This window comes from Mycolicibacterium novocastrense, assembly GCF_001499835.1.
In the GTDB taxonomy this organism is placed as follows: domain Bacteria; phylum Actinomycetota; class Actinomycetes; order Mycobacteriales; family Mycobacteriaceae; genus Mycobacterium; species Mycobacterium novocastrense.
The window spans coordinates 215,497-238,590 of record NZ_LQIH01000056.1; the positions used below are offsets into that span (position 1 = coordinate 215,497).

At 67.3% G+C, this 23,094-nt stretch carries 20 protein-coding genes and 1 pseudogene; 5 read left to right on the plus strand and 16 right to left on the minus strand.

Features of this window, described 5'->3' with window-relative positions; translation table 11 throughout:
- Positions 1–69: 69 nt before the first annotated feature.
- The 10 genes from culp6 to glf all read right to left on the minus strand — a co-directional run bounded on the left by culp6 (position 70) and on the right by glf (position 11,121).
- Positions 70–1,074, minus strand: a complete 1,005-nt coding sequence (gene culp6 / locus AU072_RS24310; RefSeq protein ID WP_064416100.1) for a carboxylesterase Culp6 — start codon at positions 1,072–1,074, stop codon at positions 70–72.
- 18 nt (positions 1,075–1,092) lie between these two features.
- A complete protein-coding gene (locus AU072_RS24315; protein WP_064416101.1) occupies positions 1,093–1,548 on the minus strand; it encodes a DUF732 domain-containing protein in 456 nt (151 codons plus the stop codon).
- Positions 1,549–1,605: 57 nt separating this feature from the next.
- On the minus strand, positions 1,606–2,493 hold the full coding sequence (locus tag AU072_RS24320; protein ID WP_064416155.1) for an alpha/beta hydrolase-fold protein: 888 nt from the start codon (positions 2,491–2,493) through the stop codon (positions 1,606–1,608).
- Between the two features lie 214 nt (positions 2,494–2,707).
- Complete coding sequence (locus AU072_RS24325) at positions 2,708–3,757, minus strand: esterase family protein (protein ID WP_064416102.1); 1,050 nt, start codon at positions 3,755–3,757, stop codon at positions 2,708–2,710.
- A 120-nt stretch (positions 3,758–3,877) separates the two neighbouring features.
- Positions 3,878–4,321 carry an alpha/beta hydrolase-fold protein gene (locus tag AU072_RS24330; protein WP_064416103.1) on the minus strand — a complete coding sequence of 148 codons (444 nt, stop codon included), beginning with the start codon at positions 4,319–4,321 and terminating at the stop codon, positions 3,878–3,880.
- An 80-nt stretch (positions 4,322–4,401) separates the two neighbouring features.
- Entirely contained in the window at positions 4,402–6,477 is a 2,076-nt protein-coding gene (gene zomB, locus AU072_RS24335; RefSeq protein ID WP_064416104.1) for a terminal beta-(1->2)-arabinofuranosyltransferase, read from the minus strand.
- Positions 6,455–7,369 carry a decaprenyl-phosphate phosphoribosyltransferase gene (locus AU072_RS24340; RefSeq protein ID WP_064416105.1) on the minus strand — a complete coding sequence of 305 codons (915 nt, stop codon included), beginning with the start codon at positions 7,367–7,369 and terminating at the stop codon, positions 6,455–6,457. Before AU072_RS24340 ends, zomB begins: the two co-directional genes overlap by 23 nt.
- Before the next feature lie 38 nt (positions 7,370–7,407).
- Positions 7,408–7,980, minus strand: coding sequence for a phosphatase PAP2 family protein (locus tag AU072_RS24345; RefSeq protein ID WP_064416106.1), 573 nt, complete (start codon positions 7,978–7,980; stop codon positions 7,408–7,410).
- The gene (locus AU072_RS24350) at positions 7,973–9,910 is read right to left on the minus strand and encodes a glycosyltransferase (protein WP_064416107.1); all 1,938 of its coding nucleotides are present in this window, start codon (positions 9,908–9,910) and stop codon (positions 7,973–7,975) included. The genes AU072_RS24345 and AU072_RS24350 overlap by 8 nt, the downstream gene beginning before the upstream one ends.
- On the minus strand, positions 9,907–11,121 hold the full coding sequence (gene glf, locus AU072_RS24355) for a UDP-galactopyranose mutase (RefSeq protein ID WP_217266020.1): 1,215 nt from the start codon (positions 11,119–11,121) through the stop codon (positions 9,907–9,909). Before glf ends, AU072_RS24350 begins: the two co-directional genes overlap by 4 nt.
- Positions 11,122–11,345: 224 nt before the next feature.
- Here glf and AU072_RS24360 point away from each other — a divergent pair, with 224 nt between their 5' ends.
- Positions 11,346–12,245: a hypothetical protein gene (locus tag AU072_RS24360; protein ID WP_064416109.1), complete on the plus strand. Its 900-nt coding sequence runs from the start codon at positions 11,346–11,348 to the stop codon at positions 12,243–12,245.
- A gap of 193 nt (positions 12,246–12,438) precedes the next feature.
- Complete coding sequence (locus tag AU072_RS24365; RefSeq protein ID WP_407937625.1) at positions 12,439–13,995, plus strand: N-acetylmuramoyl-L-alanine amidase; 1,557 nt, start codon at positions 12,439–12,441, stop codon at positions 13,993–13,995.
- A gap of 3 nt (positions 13,996–13,998) precedes the next feature.
- On the opposite strand, the gene AU072_RS24370 is transcribed toward AU072_RS24365, so the two are convergent.
- From AU072_RS24370 to AU072_RS24380, 3 genes are read right to left on the minus strand one after another with little or no spacing between them, the layout of a single operon-like run.
- The gene (locus tag AU072_RS24370) at positions 13,999–14,814 is read right to left on the minus strand and encodes a Cof-type HAD-IIB family hydrolase (RefSeq protein WP_064416156.1); all 816 of its coding nucleotides are present in this window, start codon (positions 14,812–14,814) and stop codon (positions 13,999–14,001) included.
- 25 nt (positions 14,815–14,839) lie between these two features.
- On the minus strand, positions 14,840–15,601 hold the full coding sequence (locus tag AU072_RS24375) for a lysophospholipid acyltransferase family protein (RefSeq protein ID WP_064416111.1): 762 nt from the start codon (positions 15,599–15,601) through the stop codon (positions 14,840–14,842).
- A gap of 5 nt (positions 15,602–15,606) precedes the next feature.
- The gene (locus AU072_RS24380) at positions 15,607–16,383 is read right to left on the minus strand and encodes a lysophospholipid acyltransferase family protein (RefSeq protein WP_064416112.1); all 777 of its coding nucleotides are present in this window, start codon (positions 16,381–16,383) and stop codon (positions 15,607–15,609) included.
- 183 nt (positions 16,384–16,566) lie between these two features.
- On the opposite strand from AU072_RS24380, the gene AU072_RS24385 reads away from it, so the two are divergent.
- A complete protein-coding gene (locus AU072_RS24385; RefSeq protein ID WP_064416113.1) occupies positions 16,567–18,117 on the plus strand; it encodes an MBL fold metallo-hydrolase in 1,551 nt (516 codons plus the stop codon).
- Positions 18,114–18,446 (plus strand): hypothetical protein, encoded by a 333-nt coding sequence (locus AU072_RS24390; protein ID WP_064416114.1) that lies wholly within the window; start codon positions 18,114–18,116, stop codon positions 18,444–18,446. Before AU072_RS24385 ends, AU072_RS24390 begins: the two co-directional genes overlap by 4 nt.
- Here the strand turns inward: AU072_RS24390 and AU072_RS24395 are convergent.
- From AU072_RS24395 to serS, 3 genes and pseudogenes are all read right to left on the minus strand, one after another.
- A pseudogene (locus AU072_RS24395) lies at positions 18,443–19,002 on the minus strand (hypothetical protein). The gene AU072_RS24390 and the pseudogene AU072_RS24395 sit on opposite strands and share 4 nt — an antisense overlap.
- An 11-nt stretch (positions 19,003–19,013) precedes the next feature.
- Positions 19,014–20,162, minus strand: a complete 1,149-nt coding sequence (locus tag AU072_RS24400) for a zinc-dependent alcohol dehydrogenase (protein WP_064416115.1) — start codon at positions 20,160–20,162, stop codon at positions 19,014–19,016.
- 76 nt (positions 20,163–20,238) lie between these two features.
- Positions 20,239–21,498, minus strand: coding sequence for a serine--tRNA ligase (serS, locus tag AU072_RS24405; protein WP_064416116.1), 1,260 nt, complete (start codon positions 21,496–21,498; stop codon positions 20,239–20,241).
- Between the two features lie 93 nt (positions 21,499–21,591).
- On the opposite strand from serS, the gene AU072_RS24410 reads away from it, so the two are divergent.
- Complete coding sequence (locus AU072_RS24410; RefSeq protein WP_064416117.1) at positions 21,592–23,010, plus strand: septum formation family protein; 1,419 nt, start codon at positions 21,592–21,594, stop codon at positions 23,008–23,010.
- Positions 23,011–23,094: the final 84 nt, after the last annotated feature.

The following is a 23,094-nucleotide window of genomic DNA, read 5'->3' on the forward strand; positions in this document are numbered from 1 at the left end:
AAATGCTCTTAGTTTTTTCTTAATGTTAGGGGACGTGCTGGCGCCGTCCAAATCAGGTCTGGTCACAGGTCAGCCATGTTTCGGCTGCGGGGCGTTATCGATCAATTCCTGCGCCCAGCGCTGCGTCCACTGGGTGGCCGACAGCCCGTCGAGATTCCAGAACTGCGTGGTGGCGTACATCGCGTGAATCGGTTGCCCCGCACCGCCGAGCAGGATGTCGATGGTCTTGGGCAGGTTCATGATGTTGAACGCCTCCGGCGGCGCCGAGCAGATCAGGTCGCCGGGCGCGCAGATTTCCTTGACGCGATCGTTGAGCATGCCGAACCCGCCGGGCCGCGGGCCCGTCATGGCCAGGCCCATCCCGTCGAGCATGGGCACATCGCGCAGCGTGATCTCGGCGCCCTGACCCGGCGGATTGGGGCCAACGTCCACCCCGACGCCGGTCTGCCGGCGGCCGTCGGCGATCAACGTCACACCCAACACCAAGTCCTCGTCGACGGGGCCGCGCCCGTTGCCGATATCGCTGGCGATGTCACCGGCGATGACCGCGCCCTGTGAGAACCCGACGATCACATAGCTGGTCAGCGGGCAGCGCTCGTTCATCTCCGTCATGGCTCTGACCGTCGCGTTGAAGCCCTCGGCGCGGCTGTCGTTGTAGGTCATCTGGCCGTCCTGCGAGAACGGATTGTGGAACTGCGCCGTGTACGGGACGGTGAACACCTCGAGCCGGTCGTTCGCGAACTGCCCGCGGATCGGGTTGGTGACCCCCAGCAGCAGCGCGATCGGGAACTGAGTCGGGTTGAACGGGTCGAGTTGCGGTGAGGACTCCCACGTGCCCGGAACCGAGATCATCTGCACATCGGGGCAGCTCGCATCCTGGAACTCCGGTCGCGGCTTCTTGGTCGGGCTGATCCCGGTCGGCGGCACGGCCGTGGGCGGGACCCCGGTCGGGCCCTCGGGCTTTCGCAGGATCACCACGACGATGATGATGAGCAACACCACCACGAGCGCCATCGCGCCGGCCGCGACGAGCGCGAGGATACGGTGGCGTTTCCGCCGGTTGGTAGTGGCCATGTATCGGTTGGGCTCCTGCTAGCAGAGTCGTTCGGTTGCGATGCGAATGTAATCGGCGGTCGCCGCGTGCACGTTGACGGTCGGCTTCCTACCGGAGATGTGATCCATCGCATCGCCGCGCACCAGCGGATAGATCGAATCCCAGACCTTCTGGTCGTCGTGCCTGGCGGCGCGGGCCTGGCACACGTACGACCCGATGCGCAGCGCCAGCAGGTCGCTGGACGGCGTCACCCCGGCCGACGTGAGCGCGTCGAGATAGCCCTTTTGCCGGTCGGTCAGCACGAGCGTGTTGGAGTGCCCGGTCGCCGACGGCGGGGCCGTCGGCTCGCTCGGCTGGCCGGGTGCGGGCGCCGCCTCCGACGTCGGCAAACCCATGGCAGCCATGACGTCGGGACCCGAACAACCGGTCAACAACGCCGTCGCCGAAGCTATCAGCAGCGACCCTGCCGCAGTCGTCCGTACCGAGCGTTGCACTCCTCCAAGGTACCGGCTGCCGACGTGCGGGCCCGGTTCTGAACAGCGGGTCGCCGGCTAAGCGATCGTCGCCGCCAATTCGCCGCTCATGGCCGCGAGCTGACCGCTCCACGAACCCCAGTCGTGGGTCCCGCTGGTCGGGAAGTCGAAGTGTCCGTTCTTGCCGCCGACCGAGCGGTAGTGCTGGTAGAACTCGCGATTGGTGCCCTGTGCGATGTCGCAGTAGCCGATCATCGCGGGGGGATCGGTGCACCCGCCGGCCGGCGCGCTCCACACCCACAACCGGGTGTTGTTGTCCGCCAGCAACTGCACATGGACGTTGGGCGAATGCCACTTCCACCGTCCCAGCTGTGGCAGTCCCCACATGTTGCGGGTCTCGACTCCGCCGAACTGCGCCAGCCCGGCGGTGATGGCGCCGTCGACGCCGGTGCGCTCGGGGGTCAGGAAGCCGGACAGGGAGCCGGCGAAGCGGTAGCGGTCCGGATGGAAGGTGGCCATCGCCATCGCGCCGTAGCCGCCCTGCGCCGCACCGACGATGCCGTGCCCCGACGGCGCCAGGCCCTTGTTGGCGGCCAACCAGTTCGGCAGCTCGTCGGCCAGGAACGTCTCCCACTGCTTGCTGCCGTCGAGCTCCCAGTTGGTGTACATGCTCCACGCGCCGCCCGCCGGCGCCGCCACCGAGATGCCCTTACCCGCGAGGGTGTTCATCGCGTTGCCCGCGGTGACCCAGTTGCTGACGTCGGGCGCGGCATTGAACGCGTCGAGCAGCACGACCGCGTGCGGGCCTCCGCCTTGGAAGGCGACCGGGATGTCGCGTCCCATCGCCGCCGACGGCACCATCAGCATCTCGACTTGCGCCTCGGCCTTCGGCGCGAGCGCCGTACCCGCGGTCCACAAGCCGGCGGCCAGCGCCACGGTCAAGATCGCCCGGAAGATCCCCTGCATCGGCTCGCCCACCTCACATTGGTCTGCTGTCCCCGCGCGAGGTAGTCAATCACACACCGGCGCGGACGTGGTCGGAAAAGGGGCCGCGGACGCGAGGAGCAAAAAGGCCGCCGCGGACGCGAGGAGCAAAAAGGCCGCCGCGGACGCGAGGAGCAAAAATGCCGACGGCGGCGACCCCGCAGGATCGCCGCCGCCGACTATGAACCTATTGCCGTCAGTTACCGGCGTCCGTCGTCGTGACCGAGGCCTCGGTCGCGATCGGGGTCGACGGCTGCGGCGTGGCGCCGAGCACGCGCTGGATGTCCGGCTTCATCTGCTGGAGCTGCTGGCCCCAGTACGGCCAGTCGTGCGTACCGCCCTGCGGGAAGTTGAACACACCGTTCTTGCCGCCCGCGGCGAGGTACTGCTCCTGGAACGTCTCGTTCGTGCGCAGCGTGAAGCTCTCCAGGAACTTCGCGTTGAAGTTGTCACCGGCGACGCGACCGTTGATCTCGGCCGGTTTGCCGTTACCGCAGAACACCCAGATGCGGGTGCCGTTGGCGACCAGCTTGTCGATGTTGACCATCGGATCGTTGCGCTTCCAGGCGGGATCGCTCGACGGGCCCCACATGTCCTCGGACTCGTAGCCGCCGGCGTCACCCATCGACAGGCCGACCAGCATGGGCCACCAGCCCTCGGAGAGGTTCAGGAAGCCCGACAGCGAGGCGGCGTACTGGAACTGCTGCGGGTAGTAGATCGCCAGCGTCATCGCGGCCGATCCGGCCATGGACAAACCGACTGCGGCATTGCGGTTCGGGTTCACGCCCTTGTTGGCCGCGAGGTACGCGGGCAGCTCCTGGGTCAGGAACGTCTCCCACTTGTAGGTCGAGCAACCTGCCTTGCCGCAGGCCGGCTTGTACCAGTCGCTGTAGAAGCTGGACTGGCCACCCACGGGCATGATCACCGCGAGGCCGGAGTCCAGGTACCACTCGAATGCAGCGGTCTCGATGTCCCAGCCGTTGAAGTCATCGCGTGCACGAAGGCCGTCGAGCAGATACACGCCCGGTGCGTTCGGTCCGCCGTTCTGGAACTGAACCTTGATGTCACGGCCCATCCCTGCGGACGGGACCATGAGGTACTCGACCGGCAGACCCGGACGAGAGAAAGCCCCCGCGGTGGCCGAGCCTCCGATGGCGCTGATCAAGCCGGGCAGCACGGCGGCCGCAAGGGCGGCTCCCGCAAGCCGACGGATCCAGGCACCCCGGATCTTGCCAACGAACTTCATGCTTCATCTATCCCATCTGTTGTATGCCGCACGCGGAACCGCCCCTCAGGCAAGCCGCGTAACCCGTGCAGTCAACCACACGTCGGCGTGATCTTCCCATTCGAGAGATGTCGACCCTGGTCACGCCGCTCCGCCTCGGAGTGTGGTGACCAGGTCGGGTTTCAGGGCTTGCAGTTGCGCACCCCAGTACGGCCACGCGTGTTTTCCCCGGAAGGGAATTCGAACGTGGCGTGGTTTCCTCCGGCCCGTCAGGTGGGCCGTCTGGAAGTCTTTGTTGCTCTTGACCGCCATCGATTCCAGGCTGTCGGTACCCGCGTCCGGTGGCGCGGATCCGCCTGGCGCACAGTGAATCCACAGCAGAGTGTTGTTGGCCGCCAACCTGTCCCGGATCACCTGCGGCATCGACGGCGCCGACGGGCTCAGGAACTCCGAAAGTGACTCCGCATAAGCGAACTGATGCGGGTGGTGGGCCGCAAGGTACTCGTTGGGAAGTCCCGCACAGGAGAACGCGCCGGCGTGCGGCACCGCACCGACCGCCAGCGCGCGGCGAAGCCAGGTTCGCACAGGTCGGTCCATCCGTTCGTATCTCGGGCGCCGCGAAGGAGCAGTTCGCGTCTGTCTATCGGCGCAGAGGGGTCGCGGCGTTACGGACCCGTGGCGGGCATCCCCGTGTACGGCTCGGATACCGGTTCCGGCACCGGCAACCCGCAGCGTGCGAGCTCGTAGAGGGGGACGCGGTCGATCCGGTACTGCGTGAACTGGTAGGCGTGCACGAGGTTGGACAGGAACCGCCGCGGCGTCATCGGACCGCGCACAGAGTTCAGCATCGCGTCGGTCTCGGGGCATTCCAACGCGGCCTCGGCCTGTCTGACCCAGTCCTCGTCGATGTAACCCGGAATGAACGGGGGCTCTTTGAGAAACGGCCCCTCCGCGATCGCCCAGTCGGGGAACAGGTTCTTGTCGTGGCCGATTCGGCCGTCCTCGAGGCGCTCGGTGTGTGCGGCCAACGGATTGGCCAGCCCGATCTGGTCGATGACCCGGACGTCGAGCCCGACGTTCATGCCCAGCATGCCGAGATTGGTGAAGAAGACCGTGTGCGGGCCACGGTAATCGTCCGGCGCATCCGGTGGCGGCGGCAGCGCGGGCACCACGTCCCACTGGTCGTAATTGCCCGACGGCAGCAGCAGCGCACCGTCGGGGGTGTTCTCCAACGCCTGGAGCACGGCGCGCATCCGCGGATAGTCGAGGTAGTCCGCGGCGGTCAGGGGGTGGGCATGGCCGGTGGCCTGGGAGTAGAACCGCCGCTCGTCGACGATTCCGGAGTAGGTGACGCGGGTGGCGTCGCGGCCCATTCCCGGCGAATTGGCCGCCCACAGCGCCCATCCCGCGACCGCCAGCCACAACACGGCGGTGGCGCCGACGAACAGATAGCCCGCGCCGCGGGCCATCCGGGTCTCGTCGGGAAGTACGACAGGGATCACCGCGATCGGCGCCAGCATGACGAACAGCGGTGTGAGAAGCACCCTGCCGTGCATGAAGTCCCCACCCTGACGGATCCAGTAGATCGCCTGCAGCAGACCGCTGACGAGGAAGAAGATCACCACCGCGGCGGGGCTCTGCACCATCCGCGCCAGGCGCCCGGAGCCAGCGGCCAACGCACCGCGGTTCGGACGGGGACGGCCGCGGATGACCCAGACGACCCCAGCGAGCCCGGCGAGCAGGATCGCCGGCGCCCACAACAGGTAGGGCTGATTGAAGTTCGCCAAGTAGACGAAGCCCTGCGACCATTTCGCGCCACTCGCGTCCTTGGCCACCGCGGTGTTGGGAACCACCAGGCCGTAGTAGCCCATCCGGAAAATCTGGTAGGCCACCGGAAGCAGGCCGCCGGCGACGACGATCACCGCGCGGCGACGCCAACCGCGTGCCGTGATCAACATCATCACGAGGGCGAACCCGCCGATCAACGCCAGCTCGGGCCGGATCAGCACGCTCAGGCCGGCAACGAAAGCCAGTGCGACGTCGAAGGTTCGACTGTCGGGGCGTGACGCCTGGGTTGCCAGGGGTTGTCGGCGGATCGTCGGTGCGCCTGCGCGCGGGACAGGAGCCGCGGTGGTGCGGTGACTGCGCGGCTGCTGGGACCAGCACACCATCATCCACCACAGCAGACCCAGATACGCCAGCACCAAACCGTTTTCGAGACCGGAGGTGGCGAAGTCGCGCGCGGGCGGAAGCGCGATGTAGACCAGTACGCCGGCAGGCAGCATCAACGCACGCCTGCCTTGCAGGCTCGGCGCGTACAACCGTCCGGTGCCCAACATCACCAAGGCGACGCCAGCCAGGCTGAGCACCAGCGCCAAGACGAGCACGACGTACTCCAACCGCACGGAGCCGCCCACCAGCGCGCCGAGGTAGACCAGGTAGGTCCACACGGTCGAGGTGTTGGCCTCGACGCGCTCACCGGCGTTGAACACCGGGCCGTTGCCTGCCAACAGGTTTCGGACCGTGCGCAGCACGATCAGGCCGTCGTCGGCGATCCAGCGCCGCTGCCACGCCCCCCACCCGAACAGCACCACGACCACCAGCACGCTGAGCCACAGGCTGATCCGGACCGTGTTGTCGTACCGGAACGCGGGCCAGCGGGCGAGGCTGCGTTCGATCTCACCGACCCATCCGCCCGGCGCCGGCCGGCGGAGGGTCTCAGCTGAGGAAGACGGCGGCACCGATGGTCCCGATCCACGCCAGCAGCAGCAGCTGCAGAACCCGGTCTTTGAGCGCGATCTCCTCGGGCTCCCCGGCCAAACCGCCGTCGACGTCGACCGCGTACCGAAGGATGGCGATGGTGATCGGAATGATCGTGACCGCATACCACGACGCGGTGGACCCGTCGCGTTCGAAGGCCCACAGGCCGTAACAGAGCACCATCGCAGTAGCCGACAACGTCCACACGAAGCGCAGATACGACGCCGTATAACTCTCCAGAGACTTTCGGATCTTGGCGCCGGTGCGTTCGGCGAGTTGCAGTTCGGCGTACCGCTTGCCGGCCACCATGAACAGCGAACCGAACGTCATCACGAGCAGGAACCACTGCGACAGCGGGATGCCCGCCGCGGCGCCGCCGGCGATGGCGCGGATCAGGTACGCCGACGACACGATGCAGATGTCGAGCACCGCCTGGTGCTTGAGCCCGAAGCAGTACGCCAACTGCATCGCGATGTAGACCGCGATGACCACCGTCAGGTTCAGCGACGCGAGAACGGAGATACCGAGCGCCGCAGCCGCCAACACAACAGATGCGGTGTAGGCCAACCATTCCGGCACCACGCCGGCCGCGATCGGCCGGAACCGCTTCGTGGGATGCTGACGGTCGGCCTCCACGTCGCGCGCGTCGTTGACGAGATAGATCGAAGAGGCCGCCAACGAGAACGACACGAACGCGATGAGAATGTTGACCGCGACGCCGCCGTAGTCGTATTGGACGTCGCCGCCGAGGGAGGCGATCGGCGCGGCCAGAACGAGCAGGTTCTTCACCCACTGCCGTGGGCGGATCGCCTTGATCAGACCCGTCGCGACGTTGCGCGGCGGCCCCTTCTGCGGTGCCGGTTGTTCGCTCATAGGCCGTACGCTCTCTGCGCTGCTGTCACTGGAGATGCTCATGCGTTTCCTTCGGCGCGGTCGGCCGCCGTGCCGACGGCCTTGGCGACGACGGCCCCGACCGCGATGCCGGTGAGCACGTCGCTGGGGTAATGCACGCCGAGCACCAACCGCGACAACGCCATCGGCGGTACCAGCAGCGCCGGTAGCGGCAGCCCGGTGACCCTGGCCATCAGCACCGACGCCGCCGTGGTCGACGTCGCGTGCGCGGACGGGAAGCTCAATCGGCTCGGCGTGCCCACGTTGACCGAGATCGCGGGGTGGTGCGGTCGTTCGCGGCGGACCACCCGCTTGATCAGCACCGCGGCGGCGTGTGCGGCGAACGCACCGGCGCCCACGGTCAGCCACCCGCGCCGACGGTCGGCCTGAAAGAGCGCTCCCAACAGGGAGATTGCCAACCACCCCAGGCTGTGCTCGCCGAAATGGGACAGTGCGCGCGCGACCGACAGGACCGCGGGGCGGTCACCGAGCGCGGACTGCACCGCGACCAGAGCGGCCTCCTCGCCGCGCTGGTCTCGCGGGCGACGAGCCGGGTCCTCGCCCGCAGGGCGCAGGAGCGAGCTCTCATCCATGTGCAGACGACTCCAGAAGGACCGTCTCCCACTTCTGCTTGCTAGTCAGAGTCGGCAGCGCCTCGCGATACACCTTGCGCATCCGGTTGAACTTGCGCGCGAGCCGCGCCTGGCGCTTGAGCGATTCCCGCAGCAGTTCGAACATCTTCTCGCGGTCGCGCTGGCGGTACACGACACCGCGGCCGTCGGCGGTCGTCACGGTGACGCCGTCCACCCGGCACAGCGAGAACCACCGGGCATCCTGGGTGGCGACGTTGATCTGGGGCCGCCGATGGTGTTCGGGGTCATGCGGCCGCAGCTGGTGAATGACGCCGCGTGACAACCGCGTCGAGATGGCCAGCGCATTGGTGGGGATCCGCACCTTTTTGCGCCAGCGCTTGTCCGAGGGGGTCGGAAGCTCAGCCGCGCTCGGCAGTACCACCGCATCCGGATACTCCTGGCGCATCTTGCGCACCTCGGGCAGCGCCGACTCCAGGATCGAGAACAGGTGCTCGGGCCCGGCCAGGAAATCGTCCATCGCCTTGTTCTGAATCGCGACGGTCGAATACTCAAGGCACAGTAGGTGTTTGAGTGTCGCCTTGAGGTGGCTGGCGATCAGCCCGCTGACGTTGCCGTCCCAGTGCAGCGCAGCGACGACCAGCCGGTTGCGCAGGTGGAAGTACGCCTGCCAGTCGATCGCGTCGTCTTTGTCGCTCCACGCCATGTGCCAGATCGCGGCGCCGGGAAGCGTGACGGTCGGATAGCCGTGCTCACCGGCGCGCAGGCCGTAGTCGGCGTCGTCCCACTTGATGAACAGCGGCAGCGGCTGGCCGAGTTCCTCGGCCACCTGGCGCGGGATCATGCACATCCACCAGCCGTTGTAGTCCACGTCGATGCGCCGGTGCAGCAACTTGCTGCGTTCTGAATCCTCGTCCGCCAGAGCGTGTCTGGCGAAGTTGTGGTCGTACTCGGTGTTGACCGCGTTGGTCCACATGAAGTTCTCGGAGTCGACCATCTCGCCCATGACGTGCAGGTGCGAGGGCTCCTGCAGGTTGAGCATCTGGCCGCCGACCAGCGTCGGTGTCTTTGCGAACCGGTTCATCGCCAACGCCCGCAGGATCGAGTCGGGCTCGACGCGGATGTCGTCGTCCATGAACAGGATCTGTTCGCAGTCGGTGTTCTTCAGCGCCTCGTACATCACCCGGCTGTAGCCGCCGGAGCCGCCGAGGTTGGGCTGATTGTGGATGGTCAACCGGTTCCCCAGGGCGGCCGCCACCTCGCCGAAGTTCGGATGGTCCTTGGCCTTGTTGTTTCCCTGATCGGAGACGATGACGGCACTGATCACCCCGTCCACCAACGGATCCGACGTCAGCGCCGCCAGCGCGTTGACACAGTCCGCGGGGCGGTTGAAGGTCGGAATGCCGACGGCGATGTTGGCCCGGCCCGGCGCGGGCACCGGCGCGTACCAGCCGGCGTGGTGCAATGTCGAGGCGGCGTCGGTGGCGATGTCGAACCAGATCCAACCGCCGTCCTCGAACGGGCCCAGCTCGACCTCGAACTCGACATGGGCGGGTTCGCCGTCGCGCTCGCTGACGATCGGGGCACCGCCGACGGTGATCCGCGCGCCGGTGGCCTTGGACCGGTAGACGTCGACGCGCGCGCTGCCGGTCAGCTCGACCCGCAGCACCACCGATTGCAGAATCGACCAACGCCGCCAGTAGCTCGCCGGAAACGCGTTGAAATAGGTCGCGAACGACACCTGCGACTCGGTGCCGATCTCGAGTTCGGTGCGCGAGGGCGCGTGTGCGCGCTTGGCGTTGGTTTCCGCTTCCTCGATGTAGAGCTTACGGACGTCATGGGGTTCGCCTGGACGCGGCAGAATCACACGGGCCAGCAGGCTGACCGCCTTGGATTCCGCGGATTCCAATGCGCCGGAGGGGATCTCGCTCATGCGCTACTGCTTTCTGGGCCCGGTTCGGTCAGTGGCGCACCGTCGCGCAGGTGCGGTGCGAGTGTGTTGTCGTACATGCTCAGCGCGCTGGCGATGGCCATGTGCATGTCCAAGTACTGGTAGGTCCCCAGCCTGCCCCCGAACAACACCTTGGCAGAAGCGGTTTCGGCCTTGGCCCGGGCCCGGTAAGCGGCCAGCAACGCGCGGTCGGCTTCAGTGTTGATCGGATAGTAGGGCTCGTCGTCGTTGTCGGCGAACCGGGAGAACTCGCGCATGATGACCGTCTTGTCGGTCGGGTACGTGCGCTCGGGGTGGAAGTGGCGGAACTCGTGGATCCGGGTGTAGGGCACATCGAGGTCGTTGTAGTTCATCACCGGCGTGCCCTGGAAGTCCCCGGTGTCGAGCACCTCCATCTCGAAGTCCAAGGTGCGCCACCCCAACCGGCCATCGACATAGTCGAAGTACCGGTCGAGGGGCCCGGTGTAAACGACCGGCGCCTCGGGGTTCTGGGCGCGCAGTTCGTCGCGGACGTCGAACCAGTCGGTGTCCAACCGGACCTCGATGCGGTCGTCGGCGGCCATGTTCTCCAACCACTTGGTGTAGCCGTCGACCGGCAACCCCTCGTAGGTGTCGTTGAAGTAGCGGTTGTCGAACGTGTAACGCACCGGAAGCCGGGTGATGTTGGCCGCAGGCAGATCTTTGGGATCGGTCTGCCACTGTTTGGCCGTATAGCCCTTCACGAACGCCTCGTAAAGCGGACGCCCGATCAGCGAGATGGCCTTCTCCTCGAGGTTCTGCGCGTCCTCGGTCTTGATCTCGGCGGCCTGCTCCCTGATCAGTTGTCGCGCCTCATCGGGAGTGAAGTACTTGCCGAAGAACTGCGACACCAGCCCCAGCCCCATCGGGAACTGGTAGGCCTGCCCGCCGTGCATGGCATACACCCGGTGCTGGTATCCGGTGAACTCGGTGAACTGATTCACGTAGTCCCAGACCCGCGTGTTGGAGGTGTGGAACAGGTGCGCGCCGTACTTGTGCACCTCGATGCCGGTCTGCGGCTCGGCCTCGGAGTAGGCGTTACCGCCGATGTGCGGGCGGCGCTCGATGACGAGAACCCGCTTGTCCAGCTGGGTTGCCACGCGCTCGGCAATCGTCAGGCCGAAGAATCCGGAGCCGACGACAATAAGGTCAAAGCGAGCTGTCATCGGCAGCAAGGGTATCCGACCGCGACCGTCGCGCCCGAATCCGACAGGAGCCGAATATTGCGATCGGCTCACGATTACATATCGTCACTTTCGCCTCAGAAGTCACACCAGTACCGTCGATCACGTCGGTCCCGACTACCGACAGCGCACGACCTGGGCTGTTCACCTGAACCGCCTAGCCGAACCACAAAGCGACCACTAATAGTCGTAGCCCATGTATTGAGGAGACTTCCGTGCCGAACCGACGTCGACGCAGGCTGTCGACAGCCACGAGCGCAGTCCTGGCCTTGGCAGTCGCGAGTCCCGCTGCAGTAGTCGCCGTGACCGAGCTGTCGGAGGCCACCAAGCCGGCCCCCCAGCACCGCGAATTCGTCCAGGCGGCAACGATCACCGATCTTCCGAACGAGCTGATGTCCGCCCTGTCCCAGGGCCTCTCGCAGTTCGGCATCAACCTTCCGCCGATGCCGACCGGCATGCTGACCGGGACGGGATCGAGCTCGCCCACCACGCTGACGTCTCCGGGGCTGACCACACCGGCGCTGACCACGCCCGAGTTGACGTCGCCCAGCCTGACCGCGCCCGGGCTCAGCACGCCCGGCCTGACGGCTCCGAGCCTGACGGCCCCGAGCGCGACGGTTCCCGGTGTCACCGCGACCGCACCTTCACTGACCGATCCGGCGTTGACCAACCCCGCGCTGACCAGCCCGGCACTGACCAGCCCGACCGGTGACACCGGCCTGACCACGCCGGGCCTGACCACGCCCGGACTGTCGACGCCGCCGGCGCTGACCGATCCGGCGCTCGGCGCCACGCCGATCTCGTCGGCCACCGGGTTGCCGGCTCCCAGCGAGGTGCCGATCGCGGCGCCGATCGGGCTGGATCCGGCCGCAGGCACCTATCCGATCCTCGGCGATCCCTCGCTGGCGACGATGCCCGCGGCCACCGGCACCTCCGGCAGCGGCGGAATCATCGGCGAGCTGTCCAGCATGGCCGATCAGCTCGGCGCGGGGCAGGCGATCGACCTGCTCAAGGGCATGGTGATGCCGGCGATCATGTCGGCGGCCAAGCCGCCCGGCGCACCTGCGGTGCCCCCGGTTCCGGCCCCCGTGCCGGCACCCGCACCCGGCGCTTAAATACCTGTCACCAGACGGCACCGCAGAAGCCGCTTCGGCTCTGCGGTGCCGGTGCAGGTTTGGCAGTCGATTAGTTCTGCTCCGAACCGTGTCGCACCACCAGCATCACCTGGCACATACGTAACATCAGTCCGTGCCGACTCGCCGTCCCCCGCCATCGCTGCTGTTCACCGCGCTTGCGGCGACGGTCGTGATGTTGCCGATGGCGCTGTTCGGTCTGCCCGGCGACGGTGACGACGAAGCGATCACCGAGGCGCCGCAACTGGCGCAGCAACCGCTGACCGGCCTCGGCGGCGGGGAGACGATCCGCGAGATCCACCAGGACACACCGTTCTCCTTGGTGGCACTGACCGCACAGGACTTCACCGGAACCACTGCACGGGTGCGCGCCAAGAAGGCCGACGGCACCTGGGGCCCGTGGTACGACGCCGAACCCCTCGAAGGTGTCGGGCCGGACACTCCGACCGAGGGGCCTGTCGGCACCGAGCCCGTGTTTGTGGGCCGCACCACCACGGTGCAGATCGCGGTGACCCGCCCGCCCGACGCGCCGAAGACCCCGGATGCAGCGCCCACGACCCCGGAGCTGGGTTACGTCCCGGCGAACACCGAGCACTCCTTCGGGCAGAACCTCAATGCGGTGCTGATCAGCCCTCCGCAAGCGCCGCCGATCGACACGCTGCCTCCCCCGTCGGCGGTGAGCGCGCCCGGGGTCCCGCCCAACATCATCAACCGCGCGCAGTGGGGCGCCGACGAATCGATGCGGTGTGGAGATCCCCGGCTCGACTTCGGAGTCCGGGCGGGGGTGGTGCACCACACCGCGGGAAGCAACGAATACGCCCCGCAGGACTCGGCGGGCATCATCCGCTCGATTTACGAGTACCACACCCGCACGTTGGGTTGGTGCGACATCGCATACAACGCACTGGTCGACAAGTTCGGACAGGTCTTCGAGGGACGCGCCGGCGGTATCACCCGACCCGTCGAGGGTGCGCACACCGGAGGCTTCAACCGCGACACCTGGGGTGTGGCGATGATGGGCAACTTCGAGATGGTGCCCCCGACCCCGATTCAGCTGCGCACCACGGCCCGGCTGCTGGGATGGCGACTCGGCCTGGACCACGTCGACCCCCGCGGCACCGTGGTGCTGGCCTCAGGCGGCGGCTCGTTCTCGAAGTTCCCGACCGGAGCGACACCGCTGCTGCCCGCGATCTTCACCCACCGCGACGTCGGCGCCACCGAGTGCCCCGGTAACGCCGCGTACGCGCTGATGGACCACATCCGCGACATCGCCGCACGCTTCAACCAGCCGCCGGGGCCCGACGACCTGTCCGAATCATTGCGCGGGGGCGCGATATTCGCGAAGTGGGAAGCCATGGGCGCGATGAAGAGCCCGCTGGGCAGACCCACGTCGCTGGAGGCCTCCGGCGAGAACGGCGCCCGCTATGTCACGTTCGAACGCGGGGCGATCTACTGGTCACCGGAGAGCGGCGCCGAGCCTGTCACCGGCGAGATCTACAAGGCTTGGGGGGCACTGGGTTTCGAACGCGGTGCACTCGGACTGCCCACCAGCGGCGAAATTCAGGAGCCGTTGTGGATCGTGCAGAACTTCCAGCACGGCACGCTGAACTTCGACCGCGAGAAGGGCACGGTGACACGGGTTTTCGATGGGATCCCCGTGGAGCTGCCCAAGCCCGACTTCGACACCCCACCCGTGCAACTCGAGCGATTCACCCCGCCGATCAGCACCTGAGGCCTAGGCCCACCAACGCTCGAGCACACGCGCGACACCGTCGTCGTTGTTGGTCGAGGTGACCTCGTCGGCCGCGGCCAGCGCCGCCGGATGGCCGTGTCCCATGGCGACTCCCAGGCCGGCCCATCGGAGCATCGGCACGTCGTTGGGCATGTCGCCGAATGTGACGATCGCATCGGCGCTGATGCCCAGCGGGTCAGCCACTTCGGCGACCCCGGTGGCCTTGCTGATGCCGACCGGCATGACCTCGATCAGGCCGTTGTTGGTCGAGTACGTGATATCGGCAACGTGGCCGATGTGATCGGTGAGCGTGGCCGCCATGTCAGAGCTGCGCGCGCCCGCCTTACGAATGAGCAGTTTGATCGCCGGCGCGCTGAGCAGGTCCTCGAACGACACCTCGGTGTTGTCCGGATTGAGCCACGCGTGCTCGTAGCCGGGCGAGCTGACGAATTGCGGGGTCGCGGCGTCGTGGGCGCTGTTGCCAACCCGCTCGACGGCAAGACCCGCCCCCGGGATTGCCTGCGTCGCGATCTCGGCGAGCTCGGCGAGATCGTCGGTGCTCAGCGTGCGCGCGGACACGATGCGGTCGTTCGCCGGGTCGTAGAGCACCGCACCGTTGGCGCACACCGCCATCGGGGCGAAGCCCAACGCGTCGACGACCGGTTGCACCCATCGCGGCGGCCGTCCCGTGGCGATCACGAACTCCGTGCCCGACTCCACCGCGGCGGTGACCGCGGCCCTGGTGCGCGCAGAGACCTTCTCGTCGTCGTCGAGCAACGTCCCGTCGACGTCGGAGGCGATCAGCAGGGGCGTGTTCATGGTGCTGACCACCGCGGGCCGGGGATCACCGGCGACTCTTGGCTTCGCGCAGGGCACGTCTGCGGGCGCGCTCGGCCAGTTCGGCCTCGTCGAGCGCCTTCGCCTCGTCCAGGGTGGGTGCGGAGCCCCCGAGTCGGCGCGGCACCCAGTGCGCCCCTTCGGGGTGGGGATAGTCGCGCTGCGCCTCGTGCAACAGTTCGGTCATCGCCGAACGCAAATCCTGCAACGTCTGCTCCATCGTCTCGTTGGCCCGTACGGGGTTACCCACCTGCACCGTGATCGGAATCCTGTTGCGACGCAGACGCCGGGGATGATCCTTGGTCCACAGCCGCTGCGCGCCCCACACGATGAGCGGGACGATCGGCACGTCGGCTTCGCGAGCCATCCGGGCCGCACCGGTCTTGAAGTCCTTGAGCTCGAAGCTTCGGCTGATGGTGGCCTCCGGATAGACGCCGACGAGCTCACCGGCGCGCAGGCGTTCGACAGCCACGGCGTAGGCCCCGGCCCCGGCACGGCGATCCACCGGGATCGTGCCGGTGTGGCGGATCAGGAAGCTGACGACCTTCACGTCCTGCATCTCTTCTTTGATCATGAAGCGCAGGCGCCGCTTGCGGTAATGCACCGCGAGCGCGGCGGGCAGCCAGTCGACGTAGCTCGTGTGGTTGATGGCGATCACCGCACCCCCGGCGGCGGGGATGTTCTCCAGGCCCCGGTAGCTGATCTTGTAGCCATTGATCCTGACCGCCGACTTGACCAGAACCTCGAGCGTGTAGAAGACCGGCTCCATGGCGGCTACCCGGTCGCTCCGCTGGGGTCGGGACGCTGGGCGCGCCTGGCCGCCTTCTCGGCCGCCTCCTCCGTATCCATCCGGTTGGCCTCGGCGAGCGTCGGCGCGCCACCGCCCAACCGGTGCGGGACCCAGAACTCGCCGGCCGGATGCGCACCGTACTCGTCCTGCACCTGCTCCAGCAGGTGTTGCATGCGCGAATGCAGCAGCGCGGTCAACTCCGGGGCCGGCAGTGTCGGCGGGATCGGTTCCCCGACCGCCACTGTGATCGGCACCTTGGGCCGCCACATCTTCTTGGGATGTCCCTTGGTCCAGATCCGCTGGGCGCCCCAGACGATGTGCGGGACGATCGGCACGTCGGCGGCGATGGCCATGCGGGCCGCGCCGGATTTGAACTCCTTGATCTCGAAGCTTCGGCTGATCGTCGCCTCGGGGTAGACGCCGACCAGCTCACCCTCCTTGAGCTTCTGGCACGCCTGGGCGAACGAGTCGGCGCCGCTGTCGCGGTCCACCTCGATGTGGCGCAGGCTGCGCATGAGCGGCCCGGAGATCTTGTGGTCGAAGACCTCTTTCTTCGCCATGAACCGCACCTTGCGCCCGAGGCCCTGCCGGTAGGCGGGGAGCCCCGCGAAGGTGAAGTCGAAATAGCTGGTGTGATTGATGGCGATGACCGCGCCGCCGGTCCTCGGCAGGTTCTCCACACCGGTGACCGTGAATTTGAGCCCCTGCACGCGCCAGATCAGTCGCGCCAGCGCAATGACGGTGCCGTATACCGGTTCCACATCAGGCAGCCTAGTCGCGCGGCGGGGCGACCTTCGAGGTCGGCGGTGCCGAGTCCGTCGACGCTGCACCTGCACGGCGCTCCGCACGCGGCGCTCGGAACCGGTGCCGCCCCGCGTGGGACGAGCAGGGGCTTGCGGCGGCTAGAATCGCCGCAAGCAGCCACCTTGGCAGGAAGGGTATTTGTGCAGGTCACCAGCATCGGCCACGCGGGTTTCCGCATCGACACCGCGGCCGGGAGCATCCTGTGTGACCCGTGGGTGAATCCGGCGTACTTCGCATCGTGGTTCCCGTTCCCCGACAACAGCGCCCTGGACTGGGACGCGCTCGGCGACTGCGACTACCTGTACGTGTCGCACCTGCACCGCGACCACTTCGACCCCAAGCTGCTGCGCGAGCACGTCAACAAGGACGCCGTTGTTCTGCTACCGGACTATCCGGTGCCCGATCTGCGGCGCGAACTCGAGAAGCTGGGCTTTCACCGGTTCTTCGAGACGACCGACTCGGTGCGCCACACCGTGTCCGGGCCCAAGGGCGATCTGGGTGTGATGATCATCGCGCTGCGCGCCCCCGCCGACGGCCCGATCGGTGACTCCGGGCTCATCGTCGACGATTCAGAGACGGTGGCGTTCAACATGAACGACGCCCGGCCCGTCGATCTCGATGTCGTGCACGCCGACTTCGGCCACGTCGACGTGCACATGCTCCAGTACTCGGGCGCCATCTGGTACCCGATGGTCTACGACATGCCCGCGCGGGCCAAGGAGGCGTTCGGGATCCAGAAACGTCAGCGTCAGATGGACCGCTGCCGGCAGTACATCGCGCAGGTCGGGGCGAGCTGGGTCATCCCGTCCGCGGGCCCGCCGTGCTTCCTCGATCCGGAGTTGCGCGACCTCAACGACGACCACGACGATCCGGCCAACATCTTCCCCGACCAGATGGTGTTCCTCGACCAGATGCGCACACACGGCCACGACGGCGGGCTGCTGCTGATTCCTGGCTCGACGGCCGAATTCACCGGCTCACAACTGGGTTCGCTGAACCACCCGCTGCCAGAGGCCGAGGTGGAGGCGATCTTCACCACCGGCAAGGCCGACTACATCGCCGACTATGCCGAGCGGATGGCGCCGGTGCTGGCCGCGGAGAAGGCGAGCTGGGCCGACGCGGCGGGCGAGTCGTTACTGGAGCCGCTGCGCACGGCATTCGAGCCGATCATGATCCAGAGCGATCAGATCTGCGACGGTATCGGCTACCCGGTCGAGTTGAGGCTCGGCTCCGAAACGGTGGTCCTCGACTTCCCCAAACGCATTGTGCGCGAAGCCGTTGCCGCAGAGAAGTTCCGCTACGGTTTCGCGATTCCGCCGGAGTTGGTGCGCACGGTGTTGCGCGACAACGAGCCGGACTGGGTCAACACCATCTTCCTGTCCACGCGGTTCCGGGCATGGCGGGTCGGCGGATACAACGAGTACCTGTACACCTTCTTCAAGTGCCTGACCGACGAGCGGATCGCATACGCCGACGGCTGGTTCGCCGAGGCGCACGACGACTCGACATCGATCACCCTGGACGGCTGGGAGATTCAGCGCAGGTGTCCGCACCTGAAGGCCGACCTGTCGAAGTTCGGCGTCGTGGAGGGTTCGACGCTGACCTGCAACCTGCACGGGTGGCAGTGGAATCTGCAGAACGGTCGTTGCCTGACCACCAAGGGCCACGAGTTGCGGAGTAAGCGAAAGTGACGGTTCCGCAACAACTTTACGACGACGGCATGATCCAGGTCGACCGGGAGGCGGTCACGCTGCGCCGGTACCACTTCCCCTCGGGCACGTCGAAGATCATTCCGCTGAGGTTGATTCGCGGGTACACCGTATCGCCGCTGAACTGGGTGCACCGCTACCGGTTCTGGGGCAGTTCGGATCTGCGCCGCTGGCTGCCGCTGGACGTGCGTAGGCCGTTGAAAGACACGCTCGTCACCCTCGACGTCGACGGCAACCGGTGGCGCCCGGCGTTCACGCCCGAACACCCCGACCAGCTCATCGAAGTCCTCGACGAGCTGTTCAAGCCTTAGCCGCGGTTGCGGCGCAGCCGGCGCGCCGCCAGCAGCCCCACCCCGGCCGTCGCCACCCACGGGCCGCCCACGATCAGCGGATCCACATGTGATTGGCGTCGGCCCGTTTGCTTTTCGCGCGCGCGGCCATGCCGTTGTGGGTGAACTCGGTTTTGACGCCGGTCTCGGTGATCGGGTTGTCCGGGCGCAGGCTGAGCAGCGATCGCAGGTGGTGCTCGACGGCGTCCACACGGTCGGCGAGGATCAGCAGCAGCCAGTGCGCGGCGCGGCCCTCGCTGTACGTGCGATACGAGTAGCGCCGGATCGCACCCGAGAGCCCCCGCGGCGGCGTGGACGTGCCGAACACCGGTGTGAGGAACTGGTGCTCAATGGACCGCTCCCTCGGCCACTTCTCGGGTTGGCGCTCGGGGAAATCCCAGTGGGCTCCGGTCTCGACCGGCTTCAGCTTGGGCACCGAGGGCCTGTCGGCCGGGTCGAGGTCGGCGCCCCAACCCGGGATGCGGGCGCGCAGATCGTCGGAAGCCGGGACGGGTGGATGGTCAGCGGTATAGGTCATGTTGATCCCCCTCAGGCGGCGTCGGGCACGATGACCGGCTTGATGCAGTCGTCGAGCTTGGCGGAGAAAATGTGGTATCCCTCGGCGATGTGCTCGAGTGGGATACGGTGCGTGACAATGTCATTGGGCTTGAGGTAGCCGTTCTGGATGTGGGAGAACAGCCGCGGCCACTGCCGTTTGACGGGGCACTGGTTCATCCGCAGCGTCAGCCCCTTGTTCAACGCGTCGCCGAACTTGACCGCGGAGAAGATCGGCCCGTAGGCCCCCACCACCGAGATCGTGCCGCCCTTGCGCACCGAGTCGATCGCCCAGTTCAGCGCGACCGGAGAACCGCCCTGCATCTTGAGCTTGGCGCCGGTCACGTGTTGGAGCAGGTTGCCGTCGGCCTCGGCGCCCACCGCGTCGATTGCGACGTCGGCGCCGAGATAGCCGGTGGTCTTCTTCATCTCGACGACAATGTCGTCGTACTCGACGAAGTTGAGGGTCTCCGCATGGGCGAAGGCGCGGGCCTTCTCCAGCCGGTATTCGAGGTGGTCGACCACGATCACCCGGCCCGCACCCATCAGCCACGCGGATTTGGCCGCATACAACCCGACCGGACCGGCGCCGAACACCACCACGACGTCACCCTCGACGATGTCGCCCAGTTGCGCGCCGAAGTAACCGGTGGCCAGCGCGTCGGTGCACATCAGCGCGTCCTCGTCGGCCATCCAGTCCGGAATGATCGCCGGGCCGACGTCGGCGAACGGAACCCGTACGAATTCGGCCTGCCCGCCGTCGTATCCGCCGCACGTGTGGGAGTACCCGTAGATGCCCCCGACCGCGGTCGCGTTCGGATTCACGTTGTGGCAGTTGGAGTACAGTCCACGCGCGCAGTACCAGCACGAGCCGCAGAAGATGTTGAACGGCACCATGACCCGGTCGCCGACCTGGAGGTTCTGGACCGACGGCCCAACCTGCTCGACCACGCCGATGAACTCGTGTCCGAAGGTCATCCCGACCCGGGTGTCGGGCATCATCCCGTGATAGAGGTGCAGGTCCGAACCGCAGATCGCCGCGAGCGTCACCCGCACGATCGCGTCGTTCGGATGCTCGATCGGCGGAACGTCTTTTTCTTCCACCCGTATCTTGTACGGGCCGCGGTAAACCATCGCCTTCACGGCGCCTCCTAGGGTTGGGTTGCGATGCTTTACCCCGGTGGGCGCGTGCGAAACAAATCCGATCCGGCCGCCGGCCCTAGTGCACCGGCGTCAACACGTCCGTACCGACATAGGGCCTCAACGCCTGTGGTACCCGGACGCTGCCGTCGGGCTGCTGATGGTTCTCCAGGATCGCCACCAGCCACCGCGTCGTCGCGAACGTTCCGTTCAGCGTCGCCGCGATCTGCGGGCGGCCGTTCTCATCGCGGTACCGCACCGCCAGCCGGCGTGCCTGAAAAGTCGTGCAGTTCGACGTCGAGGTCAGCTCACGGTAAGTCTGCTGGGTGGGAACCCAAGCCTCACAATCGAATTTGCGCGCCGCGGAGGTCCCGAGATCGCCCGCGGCGATGTCGATGACGCGGTACGGCACCTCGATATCGGCCAACATCTGGCGCTGCCAGCCCAGCAGCCGCTCATGTTCGGACTCGGCGTCCTCGGGCTTGCAGTAGATGAAGCCCTCGACCTTGTCGAACTGGTGCACGCGGATGATGCCGCGGGTGTCCTTGCCGTGGCTGCCTGCTTCGCGCCGGAAGCACGACGACCAGCCCGCGTAGCGCAGCGGCCCGCCGGACAGGTCGAGGATCTCGTCGGCGTGATATCCGGCAAGCGGCACCTCCGAGGTGCCGACCAGGTACAGGTCGTCGGACTCGATCCGGTAGACCTCTTCGCTGTGGGCGCCGAGGAAACCGGTGCCCGCCATGATCTCTGGGCGCACGAGCACCGGCGGGATCATCATCGTGAACCCGTTCTCGGTGGCCAGCCTGACCGCCAGTTGGAGCAGGCCGAGTTGCAGGAGAGCGCCTGCCCCGGTGAGGAAATAGAACCGCGCGCCGGACACCTTGGCCCCGCGTTCGAGATCGATGAGGCCCAGCGACTCGCCGAGCTCGACGTGATCCTTGGGGTCGTCGATACGCGGCGGCTCACCGACCGTGTCGAGCACGACGAAGTCGTCCTCGCCGCCCGCGGGCACCCCGTCGATGATCACGTTCGAGAGCGCCATGTGAGCCGCGGTGAACGCCTTCGCCGCGTCGGCCTGCGCGGCCTCGGCGGCCTTGACCTTCTCGGCGAGCTGCTTGGCCTGCTCGAGGAGCGCGGGCCGCTCCTCCGGTGAAGCTTTGCCCACCTTCTTGCTCGCGGCCTTCTGCTCGGCGCGCAGATTGTCGGCCGCCGACACCGCGGCCCGGCGCGCGGAGTCGGAGGAGAGCAACGCGTCGACGAGGCTCGGGTCTTCGCCGCGGGCGCGCTGCGAGGCACGAACCGCATCCGGGTTTTCGCGCAGCAACTTGAGGTCGATCACGGGCGCAACCCTACTGGTCGATTCCCCAGGCCAGCACAACCGCATAACTTTACAACTGCATCACTTGTCACAGCACCTGACACGCCTGTCACAATGGAGCAGATGTTGGAGGCACCCGATCGCCCGTTCGGCGAGCACGACCCCGCCGACCCGCAGCAAGGCGACACACAGGCGTCGGAGCGGGTGGCGTGGTGGACCAGTCTGCACGCCACGCCGACGCGCCGGGCGCTGGTGCTGACGGCTCTGGGCGGGTTGCTGATCGCGGGCCTCATCACCGCCCTGCCGCAGACCGACGGCGCCAGCGGGCTGACCGCGAGCACGATCTCCCTCGGCCCGCGGGGCAATGAGACGTTCGAACACGCCAAGGCCGGCGACTGCCTCAACTGGCCCGACCGCACACCCGACGCCGCCGAGATCGTCGACTGCGGCCAGGAGCACCGGTTCGAGGTCGCCGAGTCCGTGGACATGCGAACCTTCCCCGGCAGCGAATACGGACCGGACGCCGCGCCACCGTCGAGCGCGCGCATCCAGCAGATCAGCCAGGAGCAGTGCTCCACCGCCGTGAAGAACTACCTGGGCCCGCGCTTCGACCCGAACAGCCGCTTCACCGTGAGCATGCTCTGGAGCGGAGACAAGGCCTGGAGCCAATCCGGCGAGCGCCGCATGCTGTGCGGGCTGCAGCTGCCCGGGCCCAACAACCAGCAGCTGCCGTTCTCCGGCAAGGTCGCCGAGGTCGACCAGTCCAAGGTGTGGCCGCCGGGCACCTGCCTGGGTATCGACCCCACCACCAACCAGCCCACCGACATCCCTGTCGACTGTGCTGCGCCGCACGCGATGGAGGTCACCGGCGCGGTGAACCTCGCCGAGAGGTTCCCCGGGGGGCTGCCGCCCGAGCCCGAGCAGGACAGCTTCATCAAGGACGCGTGCACCCGGATGACGGATGCCTACCTGGCGCCCATCGAGTTGCGCAGCACCACGCTGACGCTGATCTACAGCACCATTTCGCTGCCGAGCTGGGCGGCCGGCAGTCGTCAGGTGTCCTGCAGCATCGGCGCCACGCTGGGCAACGGCGGCTGGTCGACGCTGCTCAACAGCGCCAAGGGCCCGCTGCTGATCAACGGTCAACCGCCGGTGCCGCCGCCGGACATCCCCGAGGAGCGGCTGAACTTCCCGCCGATCCCGATCACCGACAACGAGCCCGTCAACACCTCTCAGTCCACCAGCGGCCAGTCCTCCAGCAGCAGCAGCGGCAGCAGCAGCTCGAGCGACGACAGCGACCAACAGCAGTCGACGCACGGCCAGCAGTCGCCTGATGTCCATCAGGGCGGCGCACCGACCGAGCCCGCGCCCGGCAACACCTTCATCAACGGCGCGCCCCCGCCGCCTCCCGGCGCCCCGCCACCACCGCCGGGTGCGCCGCCACCGCGGCCGGGCGCGGGCTCGGTCGGTGCGCCGCCCAGAAGGACATCAGGCGACTGCTGGCCGTGCGTCGACAGCTGTTGGTGGCAGTAGTCGCTCGAGCTGCAGCTGCCGCTGCTGCAGCTGGAGGACTGGGCGCGGGGGGACTGAGAGGGGTTGACCGGCGAGGTGTGGGCG

What these genes read in the sequence shown, in the direction of transcription:
- culp6 (WP_064416100.1), bottom strand. Translation starts at nt 1,074, where the DNA reads ATGGCCACTACCAACCGGCGGAAACGCCACCGTATCCTCGCGCTCGTC.
- AU072_RS24325 (WP_064416102.1), bottom strand. Translation starts at nt 3,757, where the DNA reads ATGAAGTTCGTTGGCAAGATCCGGGGTGCCTGGATCCGTCGGCTTGCG.
- AU072_RS24340 (WP_064416105.1), bottom strand. Translation starts at nt 7,369, where the DNA reads ATGAGCGAACAACCGGCACCGCAGAAGGGGCCGCCGCGCAACGTCGCG.
- AU072_RS24345 (WP_064416106.1), bottom strand. Translation starts at nt 7,980, where the DNA reads ATGGATGAGAGCTCGCTCCTGCGCCCTGCGGGCGAGGACCCGGCTCGT.
- AU072_RS24350 (WP_064416107.1), bottom strand. Translation starts at nt 9,910, where the DNA reads ATGAGCGAGATCCCCTCCGGCGCATTGGAATCCGCGGAATCCAAGGCG.
- AU072_RS24410 (WP_064416117.1), top strand. Translation starts at nt 21,592, where the DNA reads ATGGAGCAGATGTTGGAGGCACCCGATCGCCCGTTCGGCGAGCACGAC.
- AU072_RS24370 (WP_064416156.1), bottom strand. Translation starts at nt 14,814, where the DNA reads ATGAACACGCCCCTGCTGATCGCCTCCGACGTCGACGGGACGTTGCTC.
- AU072_RS24320 (WP_064416155.1), bottom strand. Translation starts at nt 2,493, where the DNA reads ATGCAGGGGATCTTCCGGGCGATCTTGACCGTGGCGCTGGCCGCCGGC.
- AU072_RS24375 (WP_064416111.1), bottom strand. Translation starts at nt 15,601, where the DNA reads ATGGAGCCGGTCTTCTACACGCTCGAGGTTCTGGTCAAGTCGGCGGTC.
- AU072_RS24365 (WP_407937625.1), top strand. Translation starts at nt 12,439, where the DNA reads ATGTTGCCGATGGCGCTGTTCGGTCTGCCCGGCGACGGTGACGACGAA.